Below are 23776 nucleotides of genomic sequence, written 5' to 3'. Positions count from 1 at the left end.
ACATCCGTGTCCGCACTTCACTGAAGTTGATGGCACGCGGACTCCAACCAATTTCACCCATCGCGGCGATAAGTCAGATTGGTGATCTGCTCTGAAATCAATCCAATCAGAAAGACAATTACTGCCGCGCTGAACAGCAGCATGCTCATGTTGGTGAAACGGCCCGATTCGTGGAGGGTCCACGCATACCAGCCCGCGCCAGCACCGAAAAAAACAACTGCCGTCGGTGCAAAGAGCTTCAACGGCGAATACAGGCTGGCGATCTTGAAAATGATCAGCAGGAATCGGATGCCATCCTTGATCGGGCGGATGTGGCTGTTGGCTCCCACGCGCTTGGCCACCGGGATGGGCACATAGGCAACGGCATAGGCGCTGCGGAAAAACGCCATGGTGCTGGTGGTGGGATAGGAAAATCCGTTCGGCAGCAGGTGCAGGAACTCGCGGAACTTGTCGGCACGCACGGCGCGGAAGCCGGAGGTGAGGTCTTCCACGCGGTGGCCGGTCATCCAGCTGGCGAGACGGTTGTAGAAGGCATTGGCCAGCCCGCGCGACAGGCTGGCCTGGCCGCTGGCGTTGCGCGCGCCCACCACCATGTCGAAACCTTCCGCCAGTTTCGCCAACAGCGCCGCCACGTGCTCGGCGCCGTGCTGGCCATCGGCGTCCATGAACACCAGGATGTCCCCGCTGGCGGCGCGGGCGCCGCGTTTGACGGCGGCGCCATTGCCCATCGAATAGGGGCTGCGCAACACTTGGGCGCCGTGGCCGGCGGCGATGTCGGCGGTGGCGTCGGTGGAGCCGTCGTCCACCACGATGATCTGGGCCTCGGGGAAGCGCTGCCGCAGCTCGGGCAGGGTGCGCTGCAGGCCTTCCGCCTCGTTTTTTGCGGGCAGGACGATGCTGAGGGAAGCGGATTGGCCCATCACGGCAAGGTAGCTTGATTGAGGGACTTAGGGAAGGGCCGGGTTTTTGGCGTGCGATTCCGGCACCTGTCATTTGGCAAGGCCGTCACGGCGTCCACAGTGCGGAAAAAGGAACGGCGTGGAGGTTCCCGCCAAAGCTGGCGACATGGGCTCCGTCGTACAGCACCATGCCGCCGATGAAAGCACCTCCGGAAAGCTTCGCCAGTTTGCGCAGGCCGGTGAAATCGCCGGCGTTCACCGAGGCTGCGGCCTTCACTTCAAAGCCCGCCACGTCACCGCCGTCGGTTTCCAGCACGACATCCACTTCCAGCTGGTCCTTGTCGCGGTAGTGGAACAGGCGGCAGGCCTGGTCTTGCAGCGGCAGCATCTTCAGCAATTCGGCATGGACGAAGGTTTCCAGAAGCACGCCCCAGGCCTTGCGGTCGCGGATCAGGCGCTCGTGCGTCAGCCCGCGCAAGGTTGCCAACAGGCCGGTATCCAGCAGATGCAGCTTGGGGGTTTTGACCAGACGTGAGAGGTAGTTGTTGGCCCAAGGTTCCAGACGCTTGATCAGGAAAACCTGTTCAAGGATGCCCGCGTACTTGCGGGCCGTTTTGGCATCCATGCCCAGTTGCCCGGCAAGCTGGTTGAAGTTGGCCAGTTGCGCGCTTTGCTGCGCGGTGGCACGAAGCAGTAATGGAAGCTTGTCCAGCTTGTCGATCTGGGCGATGTCACGCACGTCACGCTGCACGATGGCGCGCACGTAATCGCGTGCCCACGCCTGGCGACGGGCCGGCAGGGCGCGGGCAAGCATCTCCGGGTATCCGCCCAACAACACACGCTGCTCAAGCGTGGGCGCGCCGAGGGGCACTCGGGCCTCCACCTGTGGCAGCTTGCCCGCAAACAATCTGGGCAACAGCCCGGAGGGCTGACCCCGCAATTCAGCCTGGGAAAAGGGCAGCAGCTCCACGATTTCCATTCGCCCTGCCAGGCTGTCGGCGATACTTGGCAAGGACAGGACATCCGTGGAGCCGGTCAGCAGGAAGCGTCCCGGCTTGCGGTTCTCGTCGACCGAGCGCTTGATGGCGCGCAGCAATGCCGGCGCGCGCTGCACCTCGTCGATGGCCATGTCCCCATGCGCATCGATGAAGCCAACCGGGTCGGCGAGTGCGGCTGCCAACTGGGTTTCGTCATCCAGCGTCATCCATGCGCGGGCAACGCCGGAGAACTGTCGGGCCAACGTGGTCTTCCCACACTGGCGCGGGCCGTTGACCAGAACCACGGGGGTGTCGGCCAGCGCTTGTCCGACCAAGCTGGCCATGAATCTTGGAAGCGGTTTTCCGGATGTGATATCCACTGTCCAACGCAATCGTCGAGAACCGTCCGATCTGGATTATAGATCCGTCCAATCTGGAATCAATGCCCGTCCAATCTGGAATGATCGCGCCGGAATGAACGGCCTCCCCGGCACGGAAACCCTTTGTGGCCCCGGCCCTGTACGCTTCCTGGCCGGATTGCGCTAAAGTCCACAACAAGCAAAGGAGCGCCTGCACCATGGCCACAGCCACCCCCGCCGCCAATCTGATGGGAATCACCGGCATCGCCCGGCGTCTGGTGCTGGACGGGGCGCTGGAGGAGGCCGTCGCGCGCAAGGCGATGGACGCGGCGACGGCGGAAAAGACTCCCCTGCCCACCTATCTGCTGGAACACCGGATGGTCTCGTCCGCTGCCGTCGCGGCCGCCAATTCGGCGGAATTCGGGATGCCGCTGGTGGACGCACTGGCGATCGACCCGGCGCAGTCGGGCATGGCGCTGGTCAAGGAGGATCTGCTGCGCAAGCACGGCGTGCTGCCGCTGTTCAAGCGCGGCGGGCGGTTGTTCGTGGGCACCTCGGACCCGACCAACAACCATGCGCTGGAAGAGCTCAAGTTCCACACCAACCTGACCGTCGAGCCGCTGCTGGTCGATGCCGACCAGATCAAGCGCTGCCTAGAACTGTGGCTGGAAGCGGCCGATGCCCTGGCCAACGACCTCGAAGACGCGGAGGGGTTGGAGGACCTGGACATCGGCAGCGGCGATGATGACCTCAACAACGACGCCGCCCCGGATGCCGGTGGCGAAGATACCCCGGTCGTCAGGTTCGTCAACAAGGCGCTGCTGGACGCGATCAAGAAGGGAGCCTCCGACATCCACTTCGAACCCTACGAAACCGATTACCGGGTTCGCTACCGCATCGACGGCATCCTGCGCATTGCCAAGAAGGCGCCCGTGAAGATGCATTCGCGCATCTCGGCGCGACTGAAGGTGATGGCGCAGCTCGACATCGCCGAAAAGCGCGTGCCGCAGGACGGGCGCATCAAGCTCAACATCAGCAAGACCAAGCAGATCGACTTTCGCGTCAGCATCCTGCCCACCATGTTTGGCGAAAAGGCGGTGCTGCGTATCCTCGACAGCAGCGCGGCCAGGATGGGCATCGACAAGCTCGGCTACGAGCCCGAGCAGCAAAAGCTCTTCCTGGACGCGATCCACAAGCCCTACGGCATGGTGCTGGTGACCGGCCCGACCGGCTCGGGCAAGACCGTGAGCCTGTACACCGCGCTGGGCATCCTGAACGATGAAACCCGCAACATCAGCACGGTGGAAGACCCGGTCGAAATCCGTCTGCCCGGCGTCAACCAGGTCCAGCAGAACGCCAAGCGCGGCATGACCTTCGCCGCCGCCCTGCGCAGCTTCCTGCGCCAGGACCCGGACGTGATCATGGTCGGCGAAATCCGCGACCTGGAAACCGCCGAGATCGCGGTCAAGGCGGCCCAGACCGGCCACATGGTGCTTTCGACGCTGCACACCAACGACGCCCCGCAGACCATCGCCCGCATGATGAACATGGGCATCGCGCCCTACAACATCACCAGTTCGGTGAACCTGGTGATTGCCCAGCGCCTGGTGCGTCGCCTGCACGACTGCAAGCGCGCGGTGCCGCTGCCGGAGAACGCGCTGCTGGCCGAAGGCTTCAACGCGGACGAGATCCATGAAGGCATCACCGTGTACGAAGCGGTGGGCTGCGACCAGTGCACCGGCGGCTACAAGGGCCGTGCCGGCATCTACCAGGTGATGCCGATGACCGAAGAAATCCAGCAAATCATCCTCGCTGGTGGTAATGTCCAACAATTGACCGAGGCGTCGGCGCGCAGCGGTGTCCGCGATTTGCGGCGCTCTGCGCTCGACAAGGTGAAACAGGGGATCACCAGCCTCATCGAGATCAACCGCGTCACCAAGGACTGAAGGGGAACACCATGTCCGCAGCACGCAGAGCCGCCGTCAGCAAGGCCCGCAGCAAGGCCGAGTCCCGCCAGGCGAACCAGTTGCAGGAGTTCGTCTGGGTAGGCCGCGACAAGCGCGGCAAGGAAATGAAGGGCGAACAGCTGGCACGCTCCGTCAACCTGTTGCGCGCCGAGCTGCGCAAGCAGGGCATCACCCCGACCACGGTCAAGGCCAAGCCCAAGCCCCTGTTTGGCGGTAGCGGCAAGAAGATCTCGGCACGCGATATCGCGATCTTCAGTCGCCAGATTGCCACCATGATGAAATCCGGCGTGCCGATCGTGCAGGCGCTGGAGATCATCGCGCAGGGCAACAAGAATCCGAACATGAAGAAGATGGTTAACAGCCTTCGCAACGACATCGAAGGCGGTTCATCCATCTACGAGGCGATGAGCCAGTACCCGGTCCAGTTCGACGAGCTCTACCGCAACCTGGTGCGCGCCGGCGAGGCCTCGGGCGTGCTGGAAACCGTGCTGGAGACGATCGCCAATTACAAGGAAAACATCGAGAGCATCAAGGGCAAGGTCAAGAAGGCGCTGTTCTATCCGGCGGCCGTCATTGCCGTGGCGATCCTCATCAGCGCGGTGCTGATGATCTTCGTGGTCCCGATGTTCAAGGAAGCGTTCTCGAGCTTCGGCGCCGACCTGCCGGCGTTCACCAAACTGGTGTTCGGCATCTCCGACTACGTCGTCAAGTACTTCTGGCTGATCGGCATCATCCTTTTCGCTGCCTTCACTGGCTTCTTCTACGTCTACAAGCGCTCGGACAACCTGAAGCAGGCGGTCGACAGGGCCATGCTGAAGATTCCGGTCATCGGCGAGCTCCTGCACAAATCCGCCATTGCCCGCTTTGCCCGCACCCTGGCCGTCACCTTCAAGGCCGGCGTGCCACTGGTGGAAGCGCTGGACAGCGTGGCCGGCGCCACCGGCAGCCGGGTGTACGAGGTCGCCGTCCGCAAGATCCAGGAAGACGTGGCGGTCGGCTATCCGGTCAACGTGGCGATGAAACAGGTGGGCCTGTTCCCGCACATGGTGGTGCAGATGGCGGCGATCGGCGAAGAGGCCGGCGCGCTCGACACCATGTTGTTCAAGATCGCCGAGTTCTACGAGGAAGAAGTCAACAACACCGTGGATTCGCTGTCCAGCCTGATTGAACCGATGGTGATGGTGATCATCGGAGGCTTGGTGGGTTCGATCATCGTCGCGATGTACCTGCCGATCTTCAAGCTCGCCGCGACCGTGATGTAAGGCGGATCCCGAATTCCAGATGGCCTACCTCGATGCGCATCCCGGCCTCGGCTTTCCCGCCGTGGCCGGGCTGGGCCTGCTGATCGGCAGCTTTCTCAACGTCGTCATCCTGCGCCTGCCGCCGCGGCTGGAATGGGGCTGGCGGCGCGATGCGCGTGAGATCCTCGAACAGACCGATCTGTACGAGCCGCCGCCGCCGGGGATCGTGGTGGAGCGCTCGCATTGCCCGCGCTGCAACCACCCGCTGGCCTGGTTCGAGAACATCCCGCTGCTGAGCTGGCTGGCGCTGGGCGGGAAATGCCGCAACTGCAGGCAGCCGATTTCCTTCCAGTACCCGCTGGTCGAGTTGATCACCGGGCTGCTGTTCCTGGCCTGCGCCTGGCGCTTCGGCTTCGGCTGGAAGTGCTTCGGCGCGCTGATCCTGACCAGCTTCCTGATTGCACTGTCCGGGATCGACCTGCGCACCAAGCTGCTGCCGGATCAGTTGACCCTGCCCTTGATGTGGCTGGGACTGATAGCCGCCAGCGACAACCTGTACATGCCGGCCAAGCCGGCGCTGCTGGGCGCGATGGCCGGCTACATGAGCCTGTGGTCGGTGTATTGGGTGTTCAAGCAACTGACCGGCAAGGAAGGCATGGGCCACGGTGATTTCAAGCTGCTGGCCGCACTGGGGGCCTGGACCGGACTGGCGGGGATCTTGCCCACGATCCTGATTTCCTCGTTCCTCGGCGCCGTGATCGGCTCGATCTGGCTCCTGGCCAAAGGCCGCGACAAGGCCACGCCGATCCCGTTCGGCCCGTATCTGGCCGTGGCCGGCTGGGTCAGCTTCATGTGGGGCCCGAATCTGGTGGGATGGTACCTGCGGGTGTCGGGGATGGCTTAAGCGTCGGCATCTATCCGTCATGCCGGCGCAGGCCAGCATCCACCTCGACTTCCCGGCAGAAAGAAAAACGGCGGCCTAGCGGGCCGCCGTTCTCGTTTTCACCGCTGGCCGCGATCAATGGCCGTTCGGGCTCTCGTGTCCGGCTTGCGCGGGAGTATCCGCGCCGTCGGCCGATGCCGCATTCGGCATTGCCGCGTCGTCCGCAGGGACGGCCTCCGGCGACGTCGCTGCGGTTTCACCGACGGTCGCGGTGTCTGCCTGATCCACCGCTGCCGCGGTATCGACCACCACCTCGGTGGCCGTGGCTTCGATCGCCACCGGCGCGGCGGTCGGCGTGGTGTTGGCAACGTTGACCGGCAGCAGCGGCACGATCAGCAGCGCCACGATGTTGATGATCTTGATCAGCGGGTTGACGGCGGGGCCGGCGGTGTCCTTGTAGGGATCACCCACGGTGTCGCCGGTCACGGCGGCCTTGTGCGCCTCGGAGCCCTTGCCGCCGAAGTTGCCGTCCTCGATGTACTTCTTGGCGTTGTCCCAGGCGCCACCGCCGGTGGTCATCGAAATGGCCACAAAGATGCCCGTCACAATCGTGCCGATCAACAGACCACCCAGCGCCTGCGGGCCCAGCGCCAGACCGACCACCACCGGCACCGCGACCGGCAGCAGGGACGGCACGATCATTTCCTTGATCGCCGACTTGGTCAGCATGTCCACGGCCTTGTCGTACTGCGGCTTGCCGGTGCCGTCCATGATCCCCTTGATCTCGCGGAACTGGCGGCGCACTTCTTCCACCACCGCGCCGGCCGCACGGCCCACGGCTTCCATCGCCATCGCGCCGAACAGGTACGGGATCAGGCCGCCGATCAGCAGGCCGATGATGACCATGTGGTCGGACAGGTCGAAGGCGAACTTCATGCCGCCGTTGGCGGCTTCCAGGTTGTGGGTGTAGTCCGCGAACAGCACCAGTGCAGCCAATGCGGCCGAACCGATCGCATAGCCCTTGGTGACGGCCTTGGTGGTGTTGCCCACCGCGTCCAGCGGGTCCGTCACGTTGCGCACGTCGGCCGGCAGCTCGCTCATTTCGGCGATGCCGCCGGCGTTGTCGGTGATCGGGCCGTAGGCGTCCAGGGCCACGATCATCCCCGCCATCGACAGCATCGAAGTGGCGGCAATGGCAATGCCGTACAGGCCACCCAGCTCGTAGGCGCCGAGGATCGAGGCACACACCGCCAGCACCGGCAGCGCGGTCGACTTCATCGACACGCCGAGGCCGGCGATGATGTTGGTGCCGTGGCCGGTGGTCGACGCCTGCGCGACGTGCTTGACCGGCGCGTACTGGGTGCCGGTGTAGTACTCGGTGATCCACACGATCACGCCGGTCAGCACCAGCCCGATCAGCGCGCAGCCGTACAGGTTCATCGCGCCGAAGGACGAATCCGCCATCAGCTGGTGGGTGATCGGATAGAACGCCGCAGCGGCGAGGACGGCGGAAACAATCACGCCGCGGTACAGCGCACCCATGATGTTGGGGTTGCTGCCGCTGACCTTGACGAAGAAGGCGCCGATGATCGAGGCGATGATCGAGGCGCCGCCCAGCACCAGCGGGTACAGCACCGCGTGGGTACCGGCGGTGGCGACCATCAGCCCGCCCAGCAGCATGGTGGCGATCACGGTGACGGCATAGGTTTCGAACAAGTCAGCGGCCATGCCGGCGCAGTCGCCGACGTTGTCGCCCACGTTGTCGGCGATCACCGCCGGGTTGCGCGGATCATCCTCGGGGATGCCGGCTTCGACCTTGCCGACCAGATCCGCGCCGACGTCCGCACCCTTGGTGAAGATGCCGCCGCCGAGGCGGGCGAAGATCGAGATCAGCGACGAGCCGAAGGCCAGCCCGACCAGCGCGTGCAGGGCCTTTTCCTGCTCCACGCCCATCACGCTGGTCAGCACGTACCAGTAGCCGGCCACGCCCAGCAGGCCCAGGCCCACCACCAGCATGCCGGTGATCGCGCCGCCCTTGAAGGCCACGTTCATCGCCGGACCCATGCCGGCACGGGCCGCCTCGGCAGTACGCACGTTGGCGCGCACCGAGACGTTCATGCCGATGTAGCCGGCGGCGCCGGAGAGGATCGCGCCGATGGCAAAGCCAATCGCGGTGTGCCAGCTCAGGAAGAACCCGATCAGCACCAGCAGCACCACGCCGGCGACGGCAATGGTCGTGTACTGGCGGTTGAGGTAGGCGCGCGCGCCTTCCTGGATCGCGCCGGCGATCTGCTGCATCCGCTCGTTGCCGGCGGGTTGTCTGTTGATCCACGCGGCCGCCCACAGGCCGTAGAGGATCGCGATACCGGCGCAGACCAGCGCCAGCACTAAACCGTATTGCTCCAGCATGGAACTCTCCCCGGAGTAGCGTGAAAATTGCGGTGTTTGGCGTGCCCGCGTCCGGGGCAACCCTGCAATTATCGCGCAGATGCGGGGCAATCGGAACGGGTTTGGATCGAAAAACCGGCCAATACCCCGGATTCAGGCGAATCATGCCAGTCTGGAAGGCCGTTTCCGGGCCATTTCCGGCCATCTGGGGGAGTTCATGCCATCCATCCGCCCTGCGCCAGGACTGGCTTGCGTACTGGTCTTGAGCCTGCTCGGCCCGCTCGGCGCGGCGAACGCCGCCGATCCGGCACCGGAAATCCGCCGCCAGCCGCTGCCCGCACAAGCGGATGGCGCTGCCTTCACCCTGCGCGTGATTCCGGAAGCCTGCGCGCGGCTGGAGGGGCGGTTTACCGGCAAGAAAGGCCAGCCCTTTGCGCTGGCCGCAGAACCGTCGCGTCCCCGCTGCATGGCGCGTGCACAGCTGGTCGAAGCCGCCAGCGTGCGGCCAAGCGTGCAACGCGGCTGGGTCCTCAATGACGAGATCCGCGTGCCCAGCGCACGCTGCCCGGCGCAGCTGGCGGTGGTTCGCCTGTGGCGCGAACGCGACCCGAACGAGACGCCCAAGCGTGATGCCCAGGGCCGGGTGCGGGTGTACCTGCGCGAGAACCTGGCGCCCGCCAACGCCGCCCAGCACCAAGCCATCCCGCGCTACGCGGTGCAGCTGGCCGTGCAGGGCAGGGAATGCCGATAGGGGGGCGTGGCTTGATCGGCAATGATTTCGTTCATGGTTCGACAGGCTCACCACGAACGGAATCGTCGCACTGCTTGACCCCTGCTCCCTGCTTCCCGTCCACCGCCACGGCCCACCCCATTCGCCCTGAGCCCTTCGACAGGCTCAGGACTGGCTTGTCGAAGGGTGAACGGGGCCGCTATCGAACTTCCACCAAGGCGGGATTGCCGGTGATTCCATGGCAATTCAATCCGGTATCACCACCCGCTTGAGCCGCCCACCGCTGCCGGACTTGATCATCACCGCCGATTTGGCGCAGCCAAAGGTCCGTGCGACCAATTCAACCAGTTCGGCATTGGCCTTGCCGTCCACCGGCGGGGCCTTGAGCTGGGCCAGCCATGTACCGTCTGCCTGCTGGATCAAGGCCGACGCACGGGAATTGGGCTTGGCCTTGATCTGCAGGACGGGCATGGCGACAGGATCGCACGCCGCGGCCGTGCGGGTTGCAAACACGACACGGCCAACTGCGGCATCGCGACAGTGCGATACCGTGGCAGGTGGCAGGCCCCACGCCCGCGCTCAATTGCTGGCGTAAAGCGGATCGCGCTTGCCGGTCACCAGGCGCAGGAAGGTCAACGCATTGCTGATGGCAACCTTGGGCCCGGTGGGTGCACTCGTGATCCGGACATAGTCGCGTTCACCCGGCTCGACCCTGACCGTCACCGTCCGGCCGTCAATCACGAAGGCATGTGAACCCGGGACAAGGCGCAGCGCAACGCAGGTGCCGCTTTCGAGCAGCGCCAAGGGACCGGCACCGCCATCCACCCGAACGGGTCCCGGAACCTGGTCATGGGTTCGATAGAACACCACCTGCGCATCCGCCCCCTGCGGGGCGCCGATGGCCTGATCCACCAGGCGATCGGCGATCCACTGGTCTTCGGCGGTGACATACGCCGTCCCCTGCTGCTCGTAGCGGACGTTCTGGGCGACCGAGGGCAGTGCGAACGACAACAACAGGACTGCCGCAAATACTCGCAAGATCCGGATTTTCATGGGCACCTCCAGTGCATGGAAGTGCCCTTGACCATACGCCGATGCGGTCGCCTCGGGCGACCGTTCGTCGGAAACGGTGAAACCGGCGCAACCCCGCACCGGGCGACGCCGACACTGTCCGCAGCGGCACGCGCGGGCAGGACGCAGGCGCCCTGCCCGGTCAAGCCGGATGCTTGGGCCTTACTCTCCGACCGGCAGGTTGCCGCCGCGGCCGAGGCCGCCATCGACTTCCTGCGCCTGGTATTCGCGCAGCGACACGACCAGATTGTTGTAGGCATTGACGAAGGCTGCGGCGATCGCCTTGCCTTCCGGCGTGCTGGTGTAGCCACCGAGACCACCGAAGCCCGAACCGCCGCCGCCGCCGAAGCCGAGCGCGAAGTCGGTCTTGGTGGCATTGCCCTGGGCGATGCCCAGCTGCACACCGGAGCGGTTGTCGATCAGGGTCAGCATGGTTTCGGCTTTCTTGAACTTCAGCCCGCCGATCAGGGCGCCGGCCGCGCCCCACTTGCCGCCAAACGAGCCAATCAGGCCACCGATCCCGCCGGCATCGCTTTGCGAGAAGGTGATGCTGGGGTTGATGGTGTAGTCGGCAGCGACCATCTGGCCGCGCCCGAAATTGCTGCCCTCGCGCAGTTCGCCGCTGTTCATCAGCTCGCGCTCCTGCATCATGTTGCGCATCGCGCGGCCGCGTTCGACCACCACGAAGCAGTTGGACTGCTGGATCAGCATGCGGATGACCGGGATGGTCGACGGCAGGCGCAGGTCGGAGGTGAGGTAGCGATACCAGTCGCCGTCCTGTTCCTCCACGACGGCGACGGTGCCGAGCGTGCGATCGCAGTGTTCCAGGGTCGGATTGGAGTTGTTGGAATTCCTGCCCGCGGCCGATCCGCGCGGGTCGTTTTTGCCGGCGAAGGCCGGGCTGCTGGCCAGGGCAACGGTCAGGGCGAGGGTCAGGGCCGTAAGCACGTTCTTCATGAGGTTCCTCGAAATCGAATCCAGATAGTGGTGCGGCAGTCGGGTTGCGTGGTCCGCGTGCTGCCGGACGTCCAGCGTCCAGCTTTCCTGCGTCAATGGAACACTAACGCAATTCGGGGGGCTATCCCGGACATGCGGGGGGCATGCCGCCATGCTACAGGGTTCCGGTGGACGGGGCTTTGGGCCTGCGCGACAACGGGCCGTGGCAGGGCCGCCCTCAACCTGCGGGGTCAAACCGGGGCAGCCGGCGCTTCACGAACCGCAGCGACGGTGTCACGTAAACCGGCAGGCCATCCGCCGCGTAGGGGGGCGCGGCTTCGCCGGCAATCAGCGGGCTCAGGTAGCGGCGCGCGGCGGCGGTGATGCCGTAGCCGTCGGCGCGGATGAAGTTTTTCGGCAGCTTCTTTTCGCGATTGGCGATGCGCTCCAGCGGCGCGATGTCGATGTGCCAGCGGTAGGGCGCGTCGCTGTCGCGCACGATCACCGGCATCACCCCGTTGTGCCCGGCCAGCGCACAATCGACGGCGGCGCGGCCGACCGCCTGCGCCTGTTCGAGGTCGGTCTTGCTGGCGATGTGGCGGGCGGAGCGCTGCAGGTAGTCGGGGATGGCCCAGTGCACCTTCAGCCCCAGCGCGTGCTCGACCCGCGCTGCCAGATGCGAGCCCACGCCGCCCAGCTGGACGTGGCCGAAGGCATCGGCGGCGGCCACCTCGTCGATGAAGCGGCCGTCACCGTCGCGGATGCCTTCGCTGGCGACCACCACGCAGTGGCCCACGCGCCGGACCGTGGCCTGGACGCGGGCGAGGAAATCGGCTTCGTCGAATGGCCGCTCCGGGAACAGGATCAGGTGCGGCGCGGCATCGCGGCCAGAGCCCGCCAGCCCGGCGGCGGCGGCCAGCCAGCCAGCGTGGCGTCCCATCGCCTCGTAAATGAACACCTTGGTCGAGGTTTCCGCCATCGCCGCCACGTCGAGCGCGCATTCGCGCACCGAGACCGCGGTGTACTTGGCTGCCGAGCCGAAGCCCGGGCAGCAATCGGTGAGCGCCAGGTCGTTGTCGATGGTCTTGGGCACGCCGACGCAGGTCAGCGGGTAGCCGAACTCCTCGGCCAGCCGCGAGACCTTCAGCGCGGTATCGGCCGAATCGTTGCCGCCGTTGTAGAGGAACCAGCGCACGTCATGGGCGCGGAAGACCTCCAGCAGGCGTTCGTACTTCGCTCGATCGACGTCCAGTGATTTCAGCTTGAGCCGGCAGCTGCCGAACACCCCGCCGGGCGTGTGGAACAGCGCCTTGACCTCGGCCGGCGCCAGCGCGCTGGCGTCAATCAGATCCTCGCGCAGCGCGCCGAGGATGCCGTTGTGCGCACCCAGCACCCGCACCCGCCGCACCCGCGCGGCCTGCAGCACGGCGGCGGCGGTGGCGTTGATGACGGCAGTGACGCCGCCGCTTTGAGCGTACAGCAGGGTGCCTTGGGGCATGGAAGGACTCCGTGGGCGTTTGGCGACGGGGGCGGCTGCGGTAAAGTGGCAGGGCTGCGGAACCTCGCCAGTTTAAGCAATGCCCGGTTGCGGGCAGGCTAGCCGGCATTGTGCGGGTCCGCTTGTTCATTCGGGAGCAATCCACATGCGACTGGTTTTGTTGGGGGCGCCGGGCAGCGGCAAGGGCACGCAGGCCGCACGCTTGAAGGAGCATTTGCAGGTGCCGCACATCTCCACCGGCGATCTGCTGCGCGCCGAGGTGGCCGCAGGCAGCCCGCTGGGGCTGAAGGCCAAGGAAGTGATGGCACGCGGGGATCTGGTCAGTGACGAGATCCTGCTGGGGATGCTGAAAGATCGGTTTTCACGGGATGACACCAGGACGGGCTTCATTCTCGACGGCTATCCGCGCAATCTTGCGCAAGCGGCGGCGCTGGACACGCTGCTGTCCGAACTCGGCCAGAAATTCGATGCCGCCGTGCAACTGGTCGTCGATTACGAAAAGATCATCGAACGCCTTGCCGGTCGCGCCAAGGCCGAGGGCCGCACCGACGACAGCCCGGAAGCGGTGCGCCACCGCCTCGGCGTCTATGAGGAAAAGACCGCGCCGGTGGTCGATTACTACCGCCAGCATGGCCAGCTGGCCGTGGTCGATGGCGAAGGCGCGCTGGACGAGGTGTTCGCGCGGATCATCGAGGCGATCCGGCTCGGGCACGAGGTTGGTTGACGCGGACACTCGCCGCCAGTGGGCCACGGGCCTGCGGCGGCATCCGTTTACAAGTCATGGGCAGGCAAGCCTCGCAACCAAGCGAGTATCGGGGAGCGACTTGCGAGGCTTGCCTGCCCATGACTCGCTCACTCTGGAGCAGATGGCTTGAAAGTTCACATCCTTGGTATCGCCGGAACCTTCATGGGCGGCGTCGCCGCACTGGCGCGCGAACTCGGGCATGCCGTCGAAGGCAGCGACCAGAACATCTATCCACCGATGTCCACCCAGCTGGAAACGCTGGGCATCGCGCTGCGCCAGGGCTATCTGCCGGACAACATCAGCCCCGACTGCGATGAGGTGATCGTCGGCAACGCCCTCTCGCGCGGCAATCCGGCGGTGGAGGCAGTGCTCGACGCCAGCCGGCGCTACACCTCGGGCGCGCAATGGCTGGCCGAAAACGTGCTGCCCGGCCGCGACGTGCTGGCAGTGGCCGGCACCCACGGCAAGACCACCACCACCACGATCCTGGCCTACCTGCTGGAAGCCGCAGGGCGGGCGCCGGGGTTTCTGATCGGCGGCGTGGCGGAGGATTTTGGCGTTTCGGCAAGGCTGGGTGGCTCACCGGTCGACGTGCCCTCATCCGGCGCTACGCGCCACCTTCTCCCGGAGGGAGAAGGAAGCGAGGTGTCGGCGCTGCCGCACCGACCGTTGTTCGTTGTGGAAGCCGACGAATACGACACCGCGTTTTTCGACAAGCGCAGCAAGTTCGTCCACTACCACCCGCTGGTCGCCATCCTCAACAACCTCGAATACGACCACGCCGACATCTTTCCCGATGTCGCCGCAATCCAGCGCCAGTTCCACCATCTCGTGCGCACCGTGCCGGGACGTGGGCGGCTGATTGTCAACGGCCACGACGCGCGCCTGGCCGAAGTGCTGGCGATGGGCTGCTGGACGCCGGTGGAACGCTTTGGCTTCGATCCAGCGTTCGAGTGGAGTGCGCGTAAATTTGCCGAGGATGGCAGCGCGTTCGCGGTCTGCCAACGCGGAACGGAGCTCGGCCATGTCCATTGGCCGCTGCTGGGTGACCACAACGTGCTCAATGGGCTGGCCGCGCTGGCGGCCTGCGCGGCGGTGGGCGTCGACGTGGCCGCGGTGCTGCCGGCGCTGGCGGGCTTCCACAGCGTCAAGCGGCGGCTGGAAGTGATCGGCGCGCACGATGGCATCACCGTCTACGATGATTTTGCCCACCACCCGACCGCCATCCACACCACCCTGGCCGGCCTGCGCGCGAAGGTGGGCGCGGCGCGGATCGTGGTGGCGATGGAGCCGCGCAGCAATTCGATGCGGCTGGGCGCGCATGCCGCCGCGCTGGCACCGTCGCTGGAACTGGCCGATGAGGTGGTGTTCCTCGCCCGTCCGGAATTACCTTGGGACGCCGGCAAGGTGATCGCCGCGCTGCGCGGACGCGGCGACGCGGTGGCCGATACCGACACCTTGATCGCGCATCTGCGCGCATTCGTGCGCGCCGGCGACCACGTGATCTTCATGTCCAACGGTGGTTTCGACGGCGCGCCACGGCGGTTCCTGGCCGCGTTGGCATCGGCCTGATGGCGTTGGAACGCCCCGTGGGAGCGCGCCCTGCGCGCGACAGGCAGGGCCTTGAGGCTTTGGCCGCCAGCGCGGCTCAGCGCGGGTGCGCAACCACCCGCAGCCGGCCTTGCGAAGCGTCGGGCAGATTCGCCAGATCCGCAGGCAGCGCATGCGCCGGCGGTTCCGGCATCCACAGGCTGGCCAGGCGCAGCAAGCGCCGCAGGTGCAGGGTTTCGTAGCGCACCGCCCACAGCGGCGCGCCACCGTCCAGACGCGCCGGCGCCGGCCACACCCGCAGGACTTCGATCCGATCGTCCCCGCCCGCCACCGCGCGGCGCAGCAGCAGGCGCTCCGGCCGCGCCTCCAGCGCCACCGGCAGCACCGGGCGCTGCGTCGGGGGGGTGTCCTCATCCAGCAGCTCGGGCGCATCCGACCAATCCATCGGCACCTGCACCTTCCAGCCGCGCGCTTCCAGCAGGCCTTGCAGCAGGGCCGGATCGCCGGCGATTTCCAGATCGAAGGGCCTGCGACCCTGTTCCAGACCCTGCGCCTGCCATTGCGCATCGGCCAGCACCCGCGTCGGCTCCGGCGGCTCGAAGGTGGCCAGCACGGCGGGCGTGATGCGCGGCACGTACCAGAACGCGGCCAGCAGGAAGCAGCCGTAAAAAATCCAGCCCAGTGGCGGCATCCAGAACGAACGCTCGCTGTGGCGGCGGTAGGCAATCCCGATCAACAGCACCCAGATCGCGCCCAGCAGCACGCCGCCCACGATATCGGTCAGCCAGTGCGCGCCCAGGTACAGGCGGGCGAAGCCGACCAGCGCCGTGGCCACGCCGGTCAGCAGGTAGGGCCACACCCGCTGCCGGCCCGGCAGCTCGCGGGCGATCAAGACGGCGAAGAAGCCGAATACCACCGTGGTCATGGTGACGGCGATCGACGGGAAGCCGAAGCCCGCCGCTGCGGTCGGCGGGCGCGGCATGTGGACCACGGCCGCCAGCGCTTCGGTCAGCCCCAACCCGACCGCAACCGCCACGCCCCAGTGCAACGCGGCCTTCCAGCGCCGCCGCCACAGCAGCCACAGCATCGCCCCGCCAAACGCGCTGCCCAGCACCGGCGCACTGCCCAACGCGGCCAGCGTGGCCATGGTGCGGTCGGCCAGCGGGTTGCGCAGGGCGCGCATGAAGGCGAAGACCTCGTGATCGATCCGCAGCGGGCCGCCGCTGGCCAGCAGGCTGCCGCTGAGCCAGGCCCAGGCCCAGGCGAAGCCGAACAGGCAGCAGGCCAGCAGCAGCAGCGACACCGATTCCCGCCGCGCCGGATCGATCACCGAACGCACCACCCGCCCCAGCCGCGGATGGGTCTGGCTCCAGCGCAGCGCGCGCGCCAGCAGGCCATCGGCGTTGCGCGCAAACCAGCGCCACGTGTAGAGCACCAGCGCCCAGACCAGCGCCAGCACCGCAACCAGGCCCAGCAGCGCCAGCGCGAGCTTGTCCGCCACCGCGGCCACTGCTTCGTAGGCTTCGCCCAGCGCCCAGCCCGGCAGCAGGAACAGCACCGCCCAGCTCAGGCAGGCGAAGCCGCTGATGCGCAGGTAGCGGGACAGCGGCATGCGCGACATGCCGGCGATGGCCGGCACGAAGGGACGCACCGCGCCGACGTAGCGGGCGATCAGCAGGCTCTTGTTGGCATTGCGGCGGAACAGGGTTTCGCCGCGCTCCAGCAGGCCCGGATAGCGCCGGAACGGCCACACCCCGCGCAGGTCATCGCCCCAGCGTCGGCCAACCCAGTAGCTCAGGCCATCGGCGCAGAACGCGCCCGCCGCCGCGCACAGCACTGCATAGGGACCGGCGATCTGGTCCATGCCGATCAGCACCCCGATCGCGATCATCAGCGGCAGCGCCGGCACGATCGCGCCAAGGATGATCAGCGCATCGCAGAAGGCGATCAGGAACACCAGGGCGCCCGCCGCCACCGGGTGGGCGCCGATCCAGGCAAGCAGGTTGTCGAACCAGGCGCCGTGCATTGGCGAAAGGATACGGCCTGCGCGCTACACTCTCCATGAATCAATACGGACACGTACGCATGACGACGCTTGCTGGAAAGACCTTGTTCATCACCGGTGCCTCGCGCGGAATTGGCCTCGCCATCGCCGAGCGCGCCGGCCGCGACGGCGCCAACGTCGTCATCGCCGCCAAATCCGATGTCGCCAATCCGAAATTGCCGGGGACGATCCACACCGCCGCGGCCGCAGTGGAAGCCGCCGGCGGCAAGGCCCTGGCGATCAAATGCGATATCCGCGAAGAAGAGCAGGTGCAGGCCGCGGTTGCCGCCACCGTGGAAGCGTTCGGCAGCATCGACATCCTGATCAACAACGCCAGCGCGATCTGGCTGCGCGGCACCCTGGACACGCCGATGAAGCGCTTCGACCTGATGCAGCAGGTCAACAGTCGCGGCAGCTTCCTGTGCGCACAGGCCTGCCTGCCGCACCTGCTCAAGTCCGCCAATCCGCACATCCTCACCCTGTGCCCGCCGCCCTCGCTGGATCCGAAATGGTGGGGGCCGTTCACCGCCTACACCTTGGCGAAGATGGGCATGAGTTTCGTCACCCTCGGGCTTGCCGCCGAGTTCGGCCCCAAGGGCGTCGCCGTCAACGCGCTGTGGCCGCGCACCCTGATCGCCACCGAAGCGCTGAACATGATCCCCGGCGTGGACCGCCGCAACGGCCGCCATCCGGCCATCCTCGCCGACGCCGCCCACGCGGTGCTGACGCGCGAGGCCAGGGGCTTTGCCGGCCATTTCCTGATCGATGACGAGGTGCTGGCCGAAGCCGGCGTCACCGACCTGTCCGGCTATGCGGTCGACCCGAGCGCCCGCTTGCTGCCGGACCTGTATCTGGAGCACTGAACCGGGCGCAGGCCACAAGATCCGCCAGCGCCGCACGCGCCCGCTTCCGCAGGATCGTTCGCGTCTGCTAACTTGTCGGCATGTCCGTTGGCGTCCTGCTGATCACCCACGAAGGCATCGGCCACGCGCTGGTGGCGGTCGCCGCACGCCTGCTGCACAAGCTGCCGCTGGCCTGCGAGGCCTTCGAGGTGCCGTTCGACGGCGATCCGACGACGCTGCTGCCACAGGCCAGCGCGGCGCTGCGGCGGGTGGACCAGGGCGATGGCGTCCTGATTCTGACCGATCTGTACGGTGCCACCCCGAGCAACGTGGCGGCACGGCTTTCGCGCCTGGGGACCCCGGTGCGCCGGGTCTCCGCGCTCAGCCTGCCCATGCTGATGCGGGTGATGAATTACGCCGAACTGGAGTTGGACGATCTGCCGGCGGTGGCCGCCGCCGGTGCACGCAACGGAGCCATCACGGATGACATCTGACCCCCGCCCGCCACCGTCCTTCCACAGGGGTCGCGCATGATCCGGCGCGAACTCAGGATCATCAACCGACTTGGCCTGCACGCACGGGCGACCGCCAAGCTGGTCCACGTGCTGTCGGCATTCCAGAGCCAGGCCACGCTGGAGGTGCGCGGCCGCGAGGTCAACGCCAAGAGCATCATGGGGGTGATGCTGCTGGCCGCCGGGCCCGGTGCCGAGGTGGTGCTGCGGGTCGACGGTGCCGACGAGCAGGCCGCGGCCGACGCGGTGGCCGCGCTGTTCGAGCGCCGCTTCGACGAGGACAGCTGATGCGGCAGCTGCTTTCCGGCGTGGCGGCGGCGCGCGGGTGTGCGCTCGGTCGCGCGCGGATGCGGCTGCCGCACCGACTGGAGATCGAAGTCAGCACCATTGCGGCGGACGCTGTCGCTGCGGAAATCGCGCGCTTTCGCGCCGCCGTTGCCGAGGTCCGTGCCGAAATGCGCGCCCTGCGCGAGCGCCTGCAAGGCGCACTGGCCTCCGAACTGGGCGACTTCGTCGACCTGCACGCCCTCCTGCTCGACGACCCGGAACTGCTGTCGGGCATCGACACCCTGATCCGCACCGGCCCCTACTCCGCCGATTACGCCCTGCGCCTGCAACGCAACCGCATCACCGCGGCGTTCGAGGAGATGGACGACGCCTACCTGCGCAGCCGCATCGACGACATCGACCACATCATTGAACGCCTGCACGGCGCGCTGCACAACCGCAAGGCCGCCCTGCCCGGCGTCTCCGGCGACATCCTGATCACCGACAACATCGCCCCGGCCGAACTGGCGCAGCTGCAAGCTCAGGGCGTGGTCGGGGTCGTCACGGCCGCCGGCAGCCCGCTCTCGCACAGCACCATCATGGCGCGCAGCCTGCATCTGCCGCTGGTGGTCGGCGCCAGCCAGGCCTTGCTGAAAGCCAGGGATGGCGACGTGCTGCTGCTCGACGGCGGCAGTGGCCTGGTCATCCTCGAACCCGACGCCGCCGACCTGCGTGCGCACCACGCCCGCGTCACTCAGGTGCGCCAGGAACGCCGCCAGCTCAACCGCCTGCGACGCGAACCCTCGCGCACCCTGGATGGCGTCGACATCAAGCTCTGGGCCAACGCCGAAACCCGCGACGACGCCAGCGAGGCGCACGCGCTCGGCGCCGCCGGCATCGGTCTGTTCCGCTCCGAATTCCTGTTCCTCGGCCGCGGCGAATTGCCGGACGAGGAAACCCAGTTCCGCGCCTACCGCGACGTGGTGCTGGCGATGACCGGGCGCATGGTCACCATCCGCACCCTGGATCTGGGCGCGGACAAGGCCGAACGCTCCGGCCTGGCCCTGCGCCAGGAAGCCAATCCGGCGCTGGGCCTGCGCGGCGTGCGCCTGTCGCTGGCGCTGGCGGGCATGCTGCGCACCCAACTGCGTGCGATCGTGCGCGCTTCGGGCTATGGGCCGGTGCGGGTGCTGATCCCGATGCTGTCGGGCATCGAGGAACTGCAAGCGGTCCGCAGTTCGCTGGACAACGCCATGCGGGAGCTGCGCGCCGAAGGCCGTGAAATCGCCGCCAAGGTGCCGCTGGGCACGATGATCGAAGTGCCGGCGGCGGCGTTGGCGCTGCCGTCCTTCCTCAAGCTGGCCGATTTCCTGGCCATCGGCAGCAACGACCTGGTCCAGTACCTGCTCGCCGCCGACCGTACCAACGAGGCACTGGAGGCGCTCTACACGCCCCTGCACCCGGCGGTGCTGCGGGTGCTGCATGATGTGACCAGGACCGCCCGCCGACGCGGCGTGCCCGTCACGCTGTGCGGCGAAATCGCGGCCGAACCGGCGTTCGCGCCTCTGCTGCTGGCGCTGGGGCTGGACGAATTGAGCCTGCACCCATCGCACCTGCTGGAAGTGCGGCAAGCCATCCGCGGCTGCGAGCTGACGCGGCTGCGCGCCGACGCGCCGGCGCTGCTGCGCGCCCGCACCCGCGCCGGAATCGAACGCTGGCTCGACGCGCACCGCAGCGCGAAGCACTGATCTTCAGCACCCAGCTGCTGGCCGATCCGGCCGATGCAGGGGATAATGCGGCCACCATGGACACTTGATTCGGCGTCCGCGCGTTCCGCCGCGTGAGTCGCCCTTTCTCACCGCCGGAACTCCCTCATGGCCGAAGACATCCGCCACGACAAGCCTGCGCGCCAGCTGCGCCTGCTGTCCGACGCGCTGGACAGTGGCCGGCTGGGCCCGGTGCGGCGGCTGGTCAACACGCTGTCGCCGGCCGAGATCGGCAACCTGCTCGAATCGCTGCCACCGGCCAAGCGCTCGGTGGTGTGGGGCCTGGTCGATTCCGAAGACGACGGCGAGGTGCTGGTCCACGTCGGCGACGAGGTGCGCGAAGGACTGATCGCCGACATGGATCCGGACGAGCTGATCGCCGCCGCCTCCGACCTCGACATCGACGACCTCGCGGATCTGGTCGAAGACCTGCCGGATACGGTGATCGAGGAAGTCCTGAAATCGATGGATCGCGAGAACCGCGATCGCCTCGAACAGGTGCTGTCCTATGAGGAGGACACCGCCGGCCGCCTGATGAACCCGGACGTGGTGACGGTGCGCACCGACACCACCGTCGACGTGGTGCTGCGCTACCTGCGCCTGCGCGGCGAATTGCCCGACCACACCGACCATCTCTATGTCGAGAGCAAGCGACACCAGTACGTGGGCCGGATCGCGCTGCAAGCGCTGCTGACCCACGAACCAGGCACCCCGATCAACCAGCTGATCGACGACGAACAGCCGGCCATCGACGTCGACGAGACCGCCGGCGAGGTGGCGCGCAAATTCTCCGACCACGACTGGATCAGCGCCCCGGTGGTGGACGCCAACAACGTCCTGCTCGGCCGCATCACGATTGATGACGTGGTCGACATCATCCGCGAACAGGCCGAGCACCAGGCGCTGTCGGCCGCCGGCCTCGACGAGGACGAAGACCTGTTCAGCCCGGTCTGGCGCGCCATGCGCCGGCGGCTGGTGTGGCTGTCGGTCAACCTGTGCACCGCCTTCATCGCCGCCAACGTGGTTGGCCAGTTCGAGCACACCATCGACCAGCTGGTGGCGCTGGCGGTGCTGATGCCGATGGTCGCCGGGCTCGGCGGCAACGCCGGCACCCAGGTGATGGCGCTGATGGTGCGCGGCCTGGCTTTGGGCCAGATCGGCGCGGCGAATGTGATGACCCTGCTGTGGAAGGAACTGCGCGTGGCCCTGCTCAACGGCCTGCTGATGGGCGCGGTGCTCGCGGTCATTGTCTGGGTCTGGTTCAGCAACGCCGGGCTGTCGGCGGTCATCTTCATCGCCCTGACCTGCAACCTGCTGATCGCCGCCACCGCCGGCGTGCTGATCCCGCTGACCCTCAAGCGCATGCACTTCGACCCTGCCCTGGCCAGCGGCATCTTCCTGACCGCGCTCACCGATTCGCTGGGTTTCTTCACCTTCCTCGGGCTGGCGACGCTGGTGCTGCTGCGCTGAAGCGAATGGACAAGACCGAACTCGGCACATTGACGAAATGGAATGAAGCCGGAAGCTACGGCTTCATCAAACCGAACGGTGGCCCGCTGCCGGACCTGTTTGTTCATATCCGCGACTGTGGTGGCATACAGCCATCCATCGGGAGCACGCTTGAGTACGTTCCGTACAAGCAGCCAGACGGGCGATGGCGTGCCAGAAACGCTCGACCACCCAAGGTCAAATCATCAGAAGCTGCACCTTCTGCCCTGCAACGCAGCAAACGGCCAATCCTGTCAAAGCTGGTTGCAATACTGTTGTCGGTATTCGCAGCAACATGGTCATGGGCGACCTTGCTCAATCTGGTGCCCGTCCATGTGCATGTCTATATGGCAACCATCAACTTGGTCACTGTCGTGGCGTACTGGCGAGACAAGCAATCAGCCTCACGCGGTGGACAACGTACACCTGAGGTCATTTTGCATGGGCTCGAAGTGCTGGGCGGCTGGCCTGCCGCCTGGCTGGCGCAACATCTGTTCCGGCATAAATCCAGCAAACGCTCCTATCAGCGCGTTTTCCTGCTGATGGTTATCTGCAATCTGGTCGCCGTCGCCGTCTGGCTCAATGCACGATGGAACATCAGCACTCTGGCCCTGCCAGCCTAGCCCGGCGAGCCACCGCATCCGGGCATTGATTCCCTCAGCCGCCCAGCACCGCCTCCAGCACCGCCATCCGCACCGCCACGCCGTTGGCGACCTGGCGCAGGATCCACGACTGCGGTCCATCGGCCACCGCGTCGGTGATCTCGATGCCGCGGTTCAATGGCCCGGGGTGCATGACGATCGCATCCGCCGCGGCGCGGCGCAGGCGGGTTTCGGTCAGGCCGTAATCGCGGTGGTACGCCTCCAGCGATTCGACCAAACCTTCGACCATGCGCTCGCGCTGCAGCCGCAGCATCATGACGGCGTCCACGCCGTCCAGCGCCGCGTCGAAATCGTGGCTGACCACGCAACCATGCAGGGTCTGCGCGTCAGGCAGCAGCACCTGCGGGCCGCAGACGCGAATCTCGCCGCAGCCCAGCTTGCGCAATGCGTGCAGGTCGCTGCGGGCCACCCGCGAATGCTTCACGTCGCCGACGATCACCACCTTCAGATTCGAGAAATCCGCGCCCTTGGCCTGCCGCAGGGTCAGCATGTCAAGCAGGCCCTGGCTGGGATGGTGGCTGCGGCCATCGCCGGCGTTGACCACCGCCACGCCCGGCGCAGCCGCCTGCGCCAGCGCCGCCACCGCGCCGTCGGCCTTGTGCCGAATGACGAAGCCGCGCACGCCCATGGCCTGCAGGTTGCGGAAGGTGTCGAGGTCGGACTCGCCCTTGGTCGTCGAGGCGGTGGAGGCGTCGAAGTTGAGGATCTGCGCGCCCAGCCGCTGCGCCGCCAGCTGGAAGCTCAACCGGGTGCGGGTGGATGGCTCGAAGAACAGCGTGCACACCGCCTGGCCGGCCAGCGCCGCGGGCGCCTGCGCACCGTCGGCGAACGCCTGCGCGCGCTGCAGCAGGGCATCGAGGGCGGCGACCGACAGGGTTGCCAGATCGAGCAGGTGGTGCAGGCGTCCGTGGGCGTCGATTTGTGGGTTCATGCAGGTCATGGAATCAAGC

21 protein-coding genes are annotated in these 23776 nt (G+C 66.7%); 12 read left to right on the top strand and 9 right to left on the bottom strand.

Translation table 11 applies throughout. The features are described from left to right. Positions 1-53 precede the first annotated feature (53 nt). Positions 54-920 (bottom strand): glycosyltransferase family 2 protein, encoded by an 867-nt coding sequence (locus M9902_RS04720; RefSeq protein WP_297221375.1) that lies wholly within the window; start codon positions 918-920, stop codon positions 54-56. Positions 921-1005: 85 nt separating this feature from the next. Beyond that, complete coding sequence (locus M9902_RS04715; RefSeq protein ID WP_297221374.1) at positions 1006-2220, bottom strand: ATP-binding protein; 1215 nt, start codon at positions 2218-2220, stop codon at positions 1006-1008. Between the two features lie 233 nt (positions 2221-2453). Between M9902_RS04715 and pilB the strand changes: the two genes are divergently transcribed. Genes pilB through M9902_RS04700 form a run of 3 tightly spaced genes read left to right on the top strand, consistent with a single transcriptional unit; the run spans position 2454 to position 6347 of the window. Continuing rightward, the gene (pilB, locus tag M9902_RS04710; RefSeq protein ID WP_297175308.1) at positions 2454-4181 is read left to right on the top strand and encodes a type IV-A pilus assembly ATPase PilB; all 1728 of its coding nucleotides are present in this window, start codon (positions 2454-2456) and stop codon (positions 4179-4181) included. A gap of 11 nt (positions 4182-4192) precedes the next feature. Next, complete coding sequence (locus M9902_RS04705; protein WP_297175311.1) at positions 4193-5464, top strand: type II secretion system F family protein; 1272 nt, start codon at positions 4193-4195, stop codon at positions 5462-5464. 19 nt (positions 5465-5483) lie between these two features. Next, positions 5484-6347, top strand: a complete 864-nt coding sequence (locus M9902_RS04700; RefSeq protein ID WP_297175314.1) for an A24 family peptidase — start codon at positions 5484-5486, stop codon at positions 6345-6347. A 114-nt stretch (positions 6348-6461) separates the two neighbouring features. Here M9902_RS04700 and M9902_RS04695 read toward each other — a convergent pair whose 3' ends face one another. Further along, positions 6462-8735: a sodium-translocating pyrophosphatase gene (locus M9902_RS04695; RefSeq protein ID WP_297221373.1), complete on the bottom strand. Its 2274-nt coding sequence runs from the start codon at positions 8733-8735 to the stop codon at positions 6462-6464. 196 nt (positions 8736-8931) lie between these two features. Between M9902_RS04695 and M9902_RS04690 the strand changes: the two genes are divergently transcribed. Further along, complete coding sequence (locus tag M9902_RS04690; RefSeq protein WP_297221372.1) at positions 8932-9465, top strand: hypothetical protein; 534 nt, start codon at positions 8932-8934, stop codon at positions 9463-9465. 225 nt (positions 9466-9690) lie between these two features. On the opposite strand, the gene M9902_RS04685 is transcribed toward M9902_RS04690, so the two are convergent. The 4 genes from M9902_RS04685 to M9902_RS04670 form a co-directional block, all read right to left on the bottom strand. Beyond that, positions 9691-9915, bottom strand: a complete 225-nt coding sequence (locus tag M9902_RS04685; protein ID WP_297221371.1) for a DUF167 domain-containing protein — start codon at positions 9913-9915, stop codon at positions 9691-9693. A gap of 108 nt (positions 9916-10023) precedes the next feature. Continuing rightward, positions 10024-10497: a hypothetical protein gene (locus M9902_RS04680; protein WP_297221370.1), complete on the bottom strand. Its 474-nt coding sequence runs from the start codon at positions 10495-10497 to the stop codon at positions 10024-10026. 180 nt (positions 10498-10677) lie between these two features. Beyond that, positions 10678-11472 carry a CsgG/HfaB family protein gene (locus tag M9902_RS04675; RefSeq protein ID WP_297175328.1) on the bottom strand — a complete coding sequence of 265 codons (795 nt, stop codon included), beginning with the start codon at positions 11470-11472 and terminating at the stop codon, positions 10678-10680. Positions 11473-11689: 217 nt separating this feature from the next. After that, complete coding sequence (locus M9902_RS04670; protein ID WP_297221369.1) at positions 11690-12949, bottom strand: 6-phosphofructokinase; 1260 nt, start codon at positions 12947-12949, stop codon at positions 11690-11692. 145 nt (positions 12950-13094) lie between these two features. Between M9902_RS04670 and M9902_RS04665 the strand changes: the two genes are divergently transcribed. After that, positions 13095-13673, top strand: coding sequence for an adenylate kinase (locus M9902_RS04665; protein WP_297175334.1), 579 nt, complete (start codon positions 13095-13097; stop codon positions 13671-13673). A 147-nt stretch (positions 13674-13820) separates the two neighbouring features. Next, positions 13821-15266: a UDP-N-acetylmuramate:L-alanyl-gamma-D-glutamyl-meso-diaminopimelate ligase gene (gene mpl / locus M9902_RS04660; protein WP_297221368.1), complete on the top strand. Its 1446-nt coding sequence runs from the start codon at positions 13821-13823 to the stop codon at positions 15264-15266. Between the two features lie 76 nt (positions 15267-15342). On the opposite strand, the gene M9902_RS04655 is transcribed toward mpl, so the two are convergent. Then, positions 15343-17271, bottom strand: a complete 1929-nt coding sequence (locus M9902_RS04655; RefSeq protein ID WP_297221367.1) for a bifunctional DedA family/phosphatase PAP2 family protein — start codon at positions 17269-17271, stop codon at positions 15343-15345. Between the two features lie 59 nt (positions 17272-17330). Here M9902_RS04655 and M9902_RS04650 point away from each other — a divergent pair, with 59 nt between their 5' ends. From M9902_RS04650 to M9902_RS04625, 6 genes are all read left to right on the top strand, one after another. Next, entirely contained in the window at positions 17331-18152 is an 822-nt protein-coding gene (locus tag M9902_RS04650) for an NAD(P)-dependent oxidoreductase (RefSeq protein ID WP_297221366.1), read from the top strand. An 80-nt stretch (positions 18153-18232) separates the two neighbouring features. After that, entirely contained in the window at positions 18233-18625 is a 393-nt protein-coding gene (locus tag M9902_RS04645; protein WP_297221365.1) for a PTS sugar transporter subunit IIA, read from the top strand. Between the two features lie 36 nt (positions 18626-18661). After that, positions 18662-18931 (top strand): HPr family phosphocarrier protein, encoded by a 270-nt coding sequence (locus tag M9902_RS04640; protein WP_297175348.1) that lies wholly within the window; start codon positions 18662-18664, stop codon positions 18929-18931. Then, positions 18931-20658, top strand: coding sequence for a phosphoenolpyruvate--protein phosphotransferase (gene ptsP / locus M9902_RS04635; RefSeq protein ID WP_297221364.1), 1728 nt, complete (start codon positions 18931-18933; stop codon positions 20656-20658). Before M9902_RS04640 ends, ptsP begins: the two co-directional genes overlap by 1 nt. Positions 20659-20784: 126 nt before the next feature. Continuing rightward, positions 20785-22146 (top strand): magnesium transporter, encoded by a 1362-nt coding sequence (gene mgtE, locus M9902_RS04630; RefSeq protein ID WP_297175352.1) that lies wholly within the window; start codon positions 20785-20787, stop codon positions 22144-22146. A gap of 5 nt (positions 22147-22151) precedes the next feature. Then, the gene (locus tag M9902_RS04625; RefSeq protein ID WP_297221363.1) at positions 22152-22787 is read left to right on the top strand and encodes a DUF1294 domain-containing protein; all 636 of its coding nucleotides are present in this window, start codon (positions 22152-22154) and stop codon (positions 22785-22787) included. Positions 22788-22821: 34 nt separating this feature from the next. Here M9902_RS04625 and M9902_RS04620 read toward each other — a convergent pair whose 3' ends face one another. Continuing rightward, complete coding sequence (locus tag M9902_RS04620; protein WP_297221362.1) at positions 22822-23766, bottom strand: aspartate carbamoyltransferase catalytic subunit; 945 nt, start codon at positions 23764-23766, stop codon at positions 22822-22824. Positions 23767-23776: the final 10 nt, after the last annotated feature.

The sequence above is a fragment of the Thermomonas sp. genome, from assembly GCF_023953935.1.
GTDB lineage: Bacteria > Pseudomonadota > Gammaproteobacteria > Xanthomonadales > Xanthomonadaceae > Thermomonas.
Note: the sequence above shows the minus strand (reverse complement) of the source record. Positions and strands in the feature narration are given on the sequence as shown.

Excerpts from the sequence above, each read along its gene's own strand:
- M9902_RS04720 (WP_297221375.1), bottom strand. The coding sequence starts at position 920 with ATGGGCCAATCCGCTTCCCTCAGCATCGTCCTGCCCGCAAAAAACGAG.
- M9902_RS04715 (WP_297221374.1), bottom strand. The coding sequence starts at position 2,220 with ATGGCCAGCTTGGTCGGACAAGCGCTGGCCGACACCCCCGTGGTTCTG.
- pilB (WP_297175308.1), top strand. The coding sequence starts at position 2,454 with ATGGCCACAGCCACCCCCGCCGCCAATCTGATGGGAATCACCGGCATC.
- M9902_RS04705 (WP_297175311.1), top strand. The coding sequence starts at position 4,193 with ATGTCCGCAGCACGCAGAGCCGCCGTCAGCAAGGCCCGCAGCAAGGCC.
- M9902_RS04700 (WP_297175314.1), top strand. The coding sequence starts at position 5,484 with ATGGCCTACCTCGATGCGCATCCCGGCCTCGGCTTTCCCGCCGTGGCC.
- M9902_RS04695 (WP_297221373.1), bottom strand. The coding sequence starts at position 8,735 with ATGCTGGAGCAATACGGTTTAGTGCTGGCGCTGGTCTGCGCCGGTATC.
- M9902_RS04690 (WP_297221372.1), top strand. The coding sequence starts at position 8,932 with ATGCCATCCATCCGCCCTGCGCCAGGACTGGCTTGCGTACTGGTCTTG.
- M9902_RS04685 (WP_297221371.1), bottom strand. The coding sequence starts at position 9,915 with ATGCCCGTCCTGCAGATCAAGGCCAAGCCCAATTCCCGTGCGTCGGCC.
- M9902_RS04680 (WP_297221370.1), bottom strand. The coding sequence starts at position 10,497 with ATGAAAATCCGGATCTTGCGAGTATTTGCGGCAGTCCTGTTGTTGTCG.
- M9902_RS04675 (WP_297175328.1), bottom strand. The coding sequence starts at position 11,472 with ATGAAGAACGTGCTTACGGCCCTGACCCTCGCCCTGACCGTTGCCCTG.
- M9902_RS04670 (WP_297221369.1), bottom strand. The coding sequence starts at position 12,949 with ATGCCCCAAGGCACCCTGCTGTACGCTCAAAGCGGCGGCGTCACTGCC.
- M9902_RS04665 (WP_297175334.1), top strand. The coding sequence starts at position 13,095 with ATGCGACTGGTTTTGTTGGGGGCGCCGGGCAGCGGCAAGGGCACGCAG.
- M9902_RS04655 (WP_297221367.1), bottom strand. The coding sequence starts at position 17,271 with ATGCACGGCGCCTGGTTCGACAACCTGCTTGCCTGGATCGGCGCCCAC.
- M9902_RS04650 (WP_297221366.1), top strand. The coding sequence starts at position 17,331 with ATGACGACGCTTGCTGGAAAGACCTTGTTCATCACCGGTGCCTCGCGC.
- M9902_RS04645 (WP_297221365.1), top strand. The coding sequence starts at position 18,233 with ATGTCCGTTGGCGTCCTGCTGATCACCCACGAAGGCATCGGCCACGCG.
- M9902_RS04640 (WP_297175348.1), top strand. The coding sequence starts at position 18,662 with ATGATCCGGCGCGAACTCAGGATCATCAACCGACTTGGCCTGCACGCA.
- ptsP (WP_297221364.1), top strand. The coding sequence starts at position 18,931 with ATGCGGCAGCTGCTTTCCGGCGTGGCGGCGGCGCGCGGGTGTGCGCTC.
- mgtE (WP_297175352.1), top strand. The coding sequence starts at position 20,785 with ATGGCCGAAGACATCCGCCACGACAAGCCTGCGCGCCAGCTGCGCCTG.
- M9902_RS04625 (WP_297221363.1), top strand. The coding sequence starts at position 22,152 with ATGGACAAGACCGAACTCGGCACATTGACGAAATGGAATGAAGCCGGA.
- M9902_RS04620 (WP_297221362.1), bottom strand. The coding sequence starts at position 23,766 with ATGACCTGCATGAACCCACAAATCGACGCCCACGGACGCCTGCACCAC.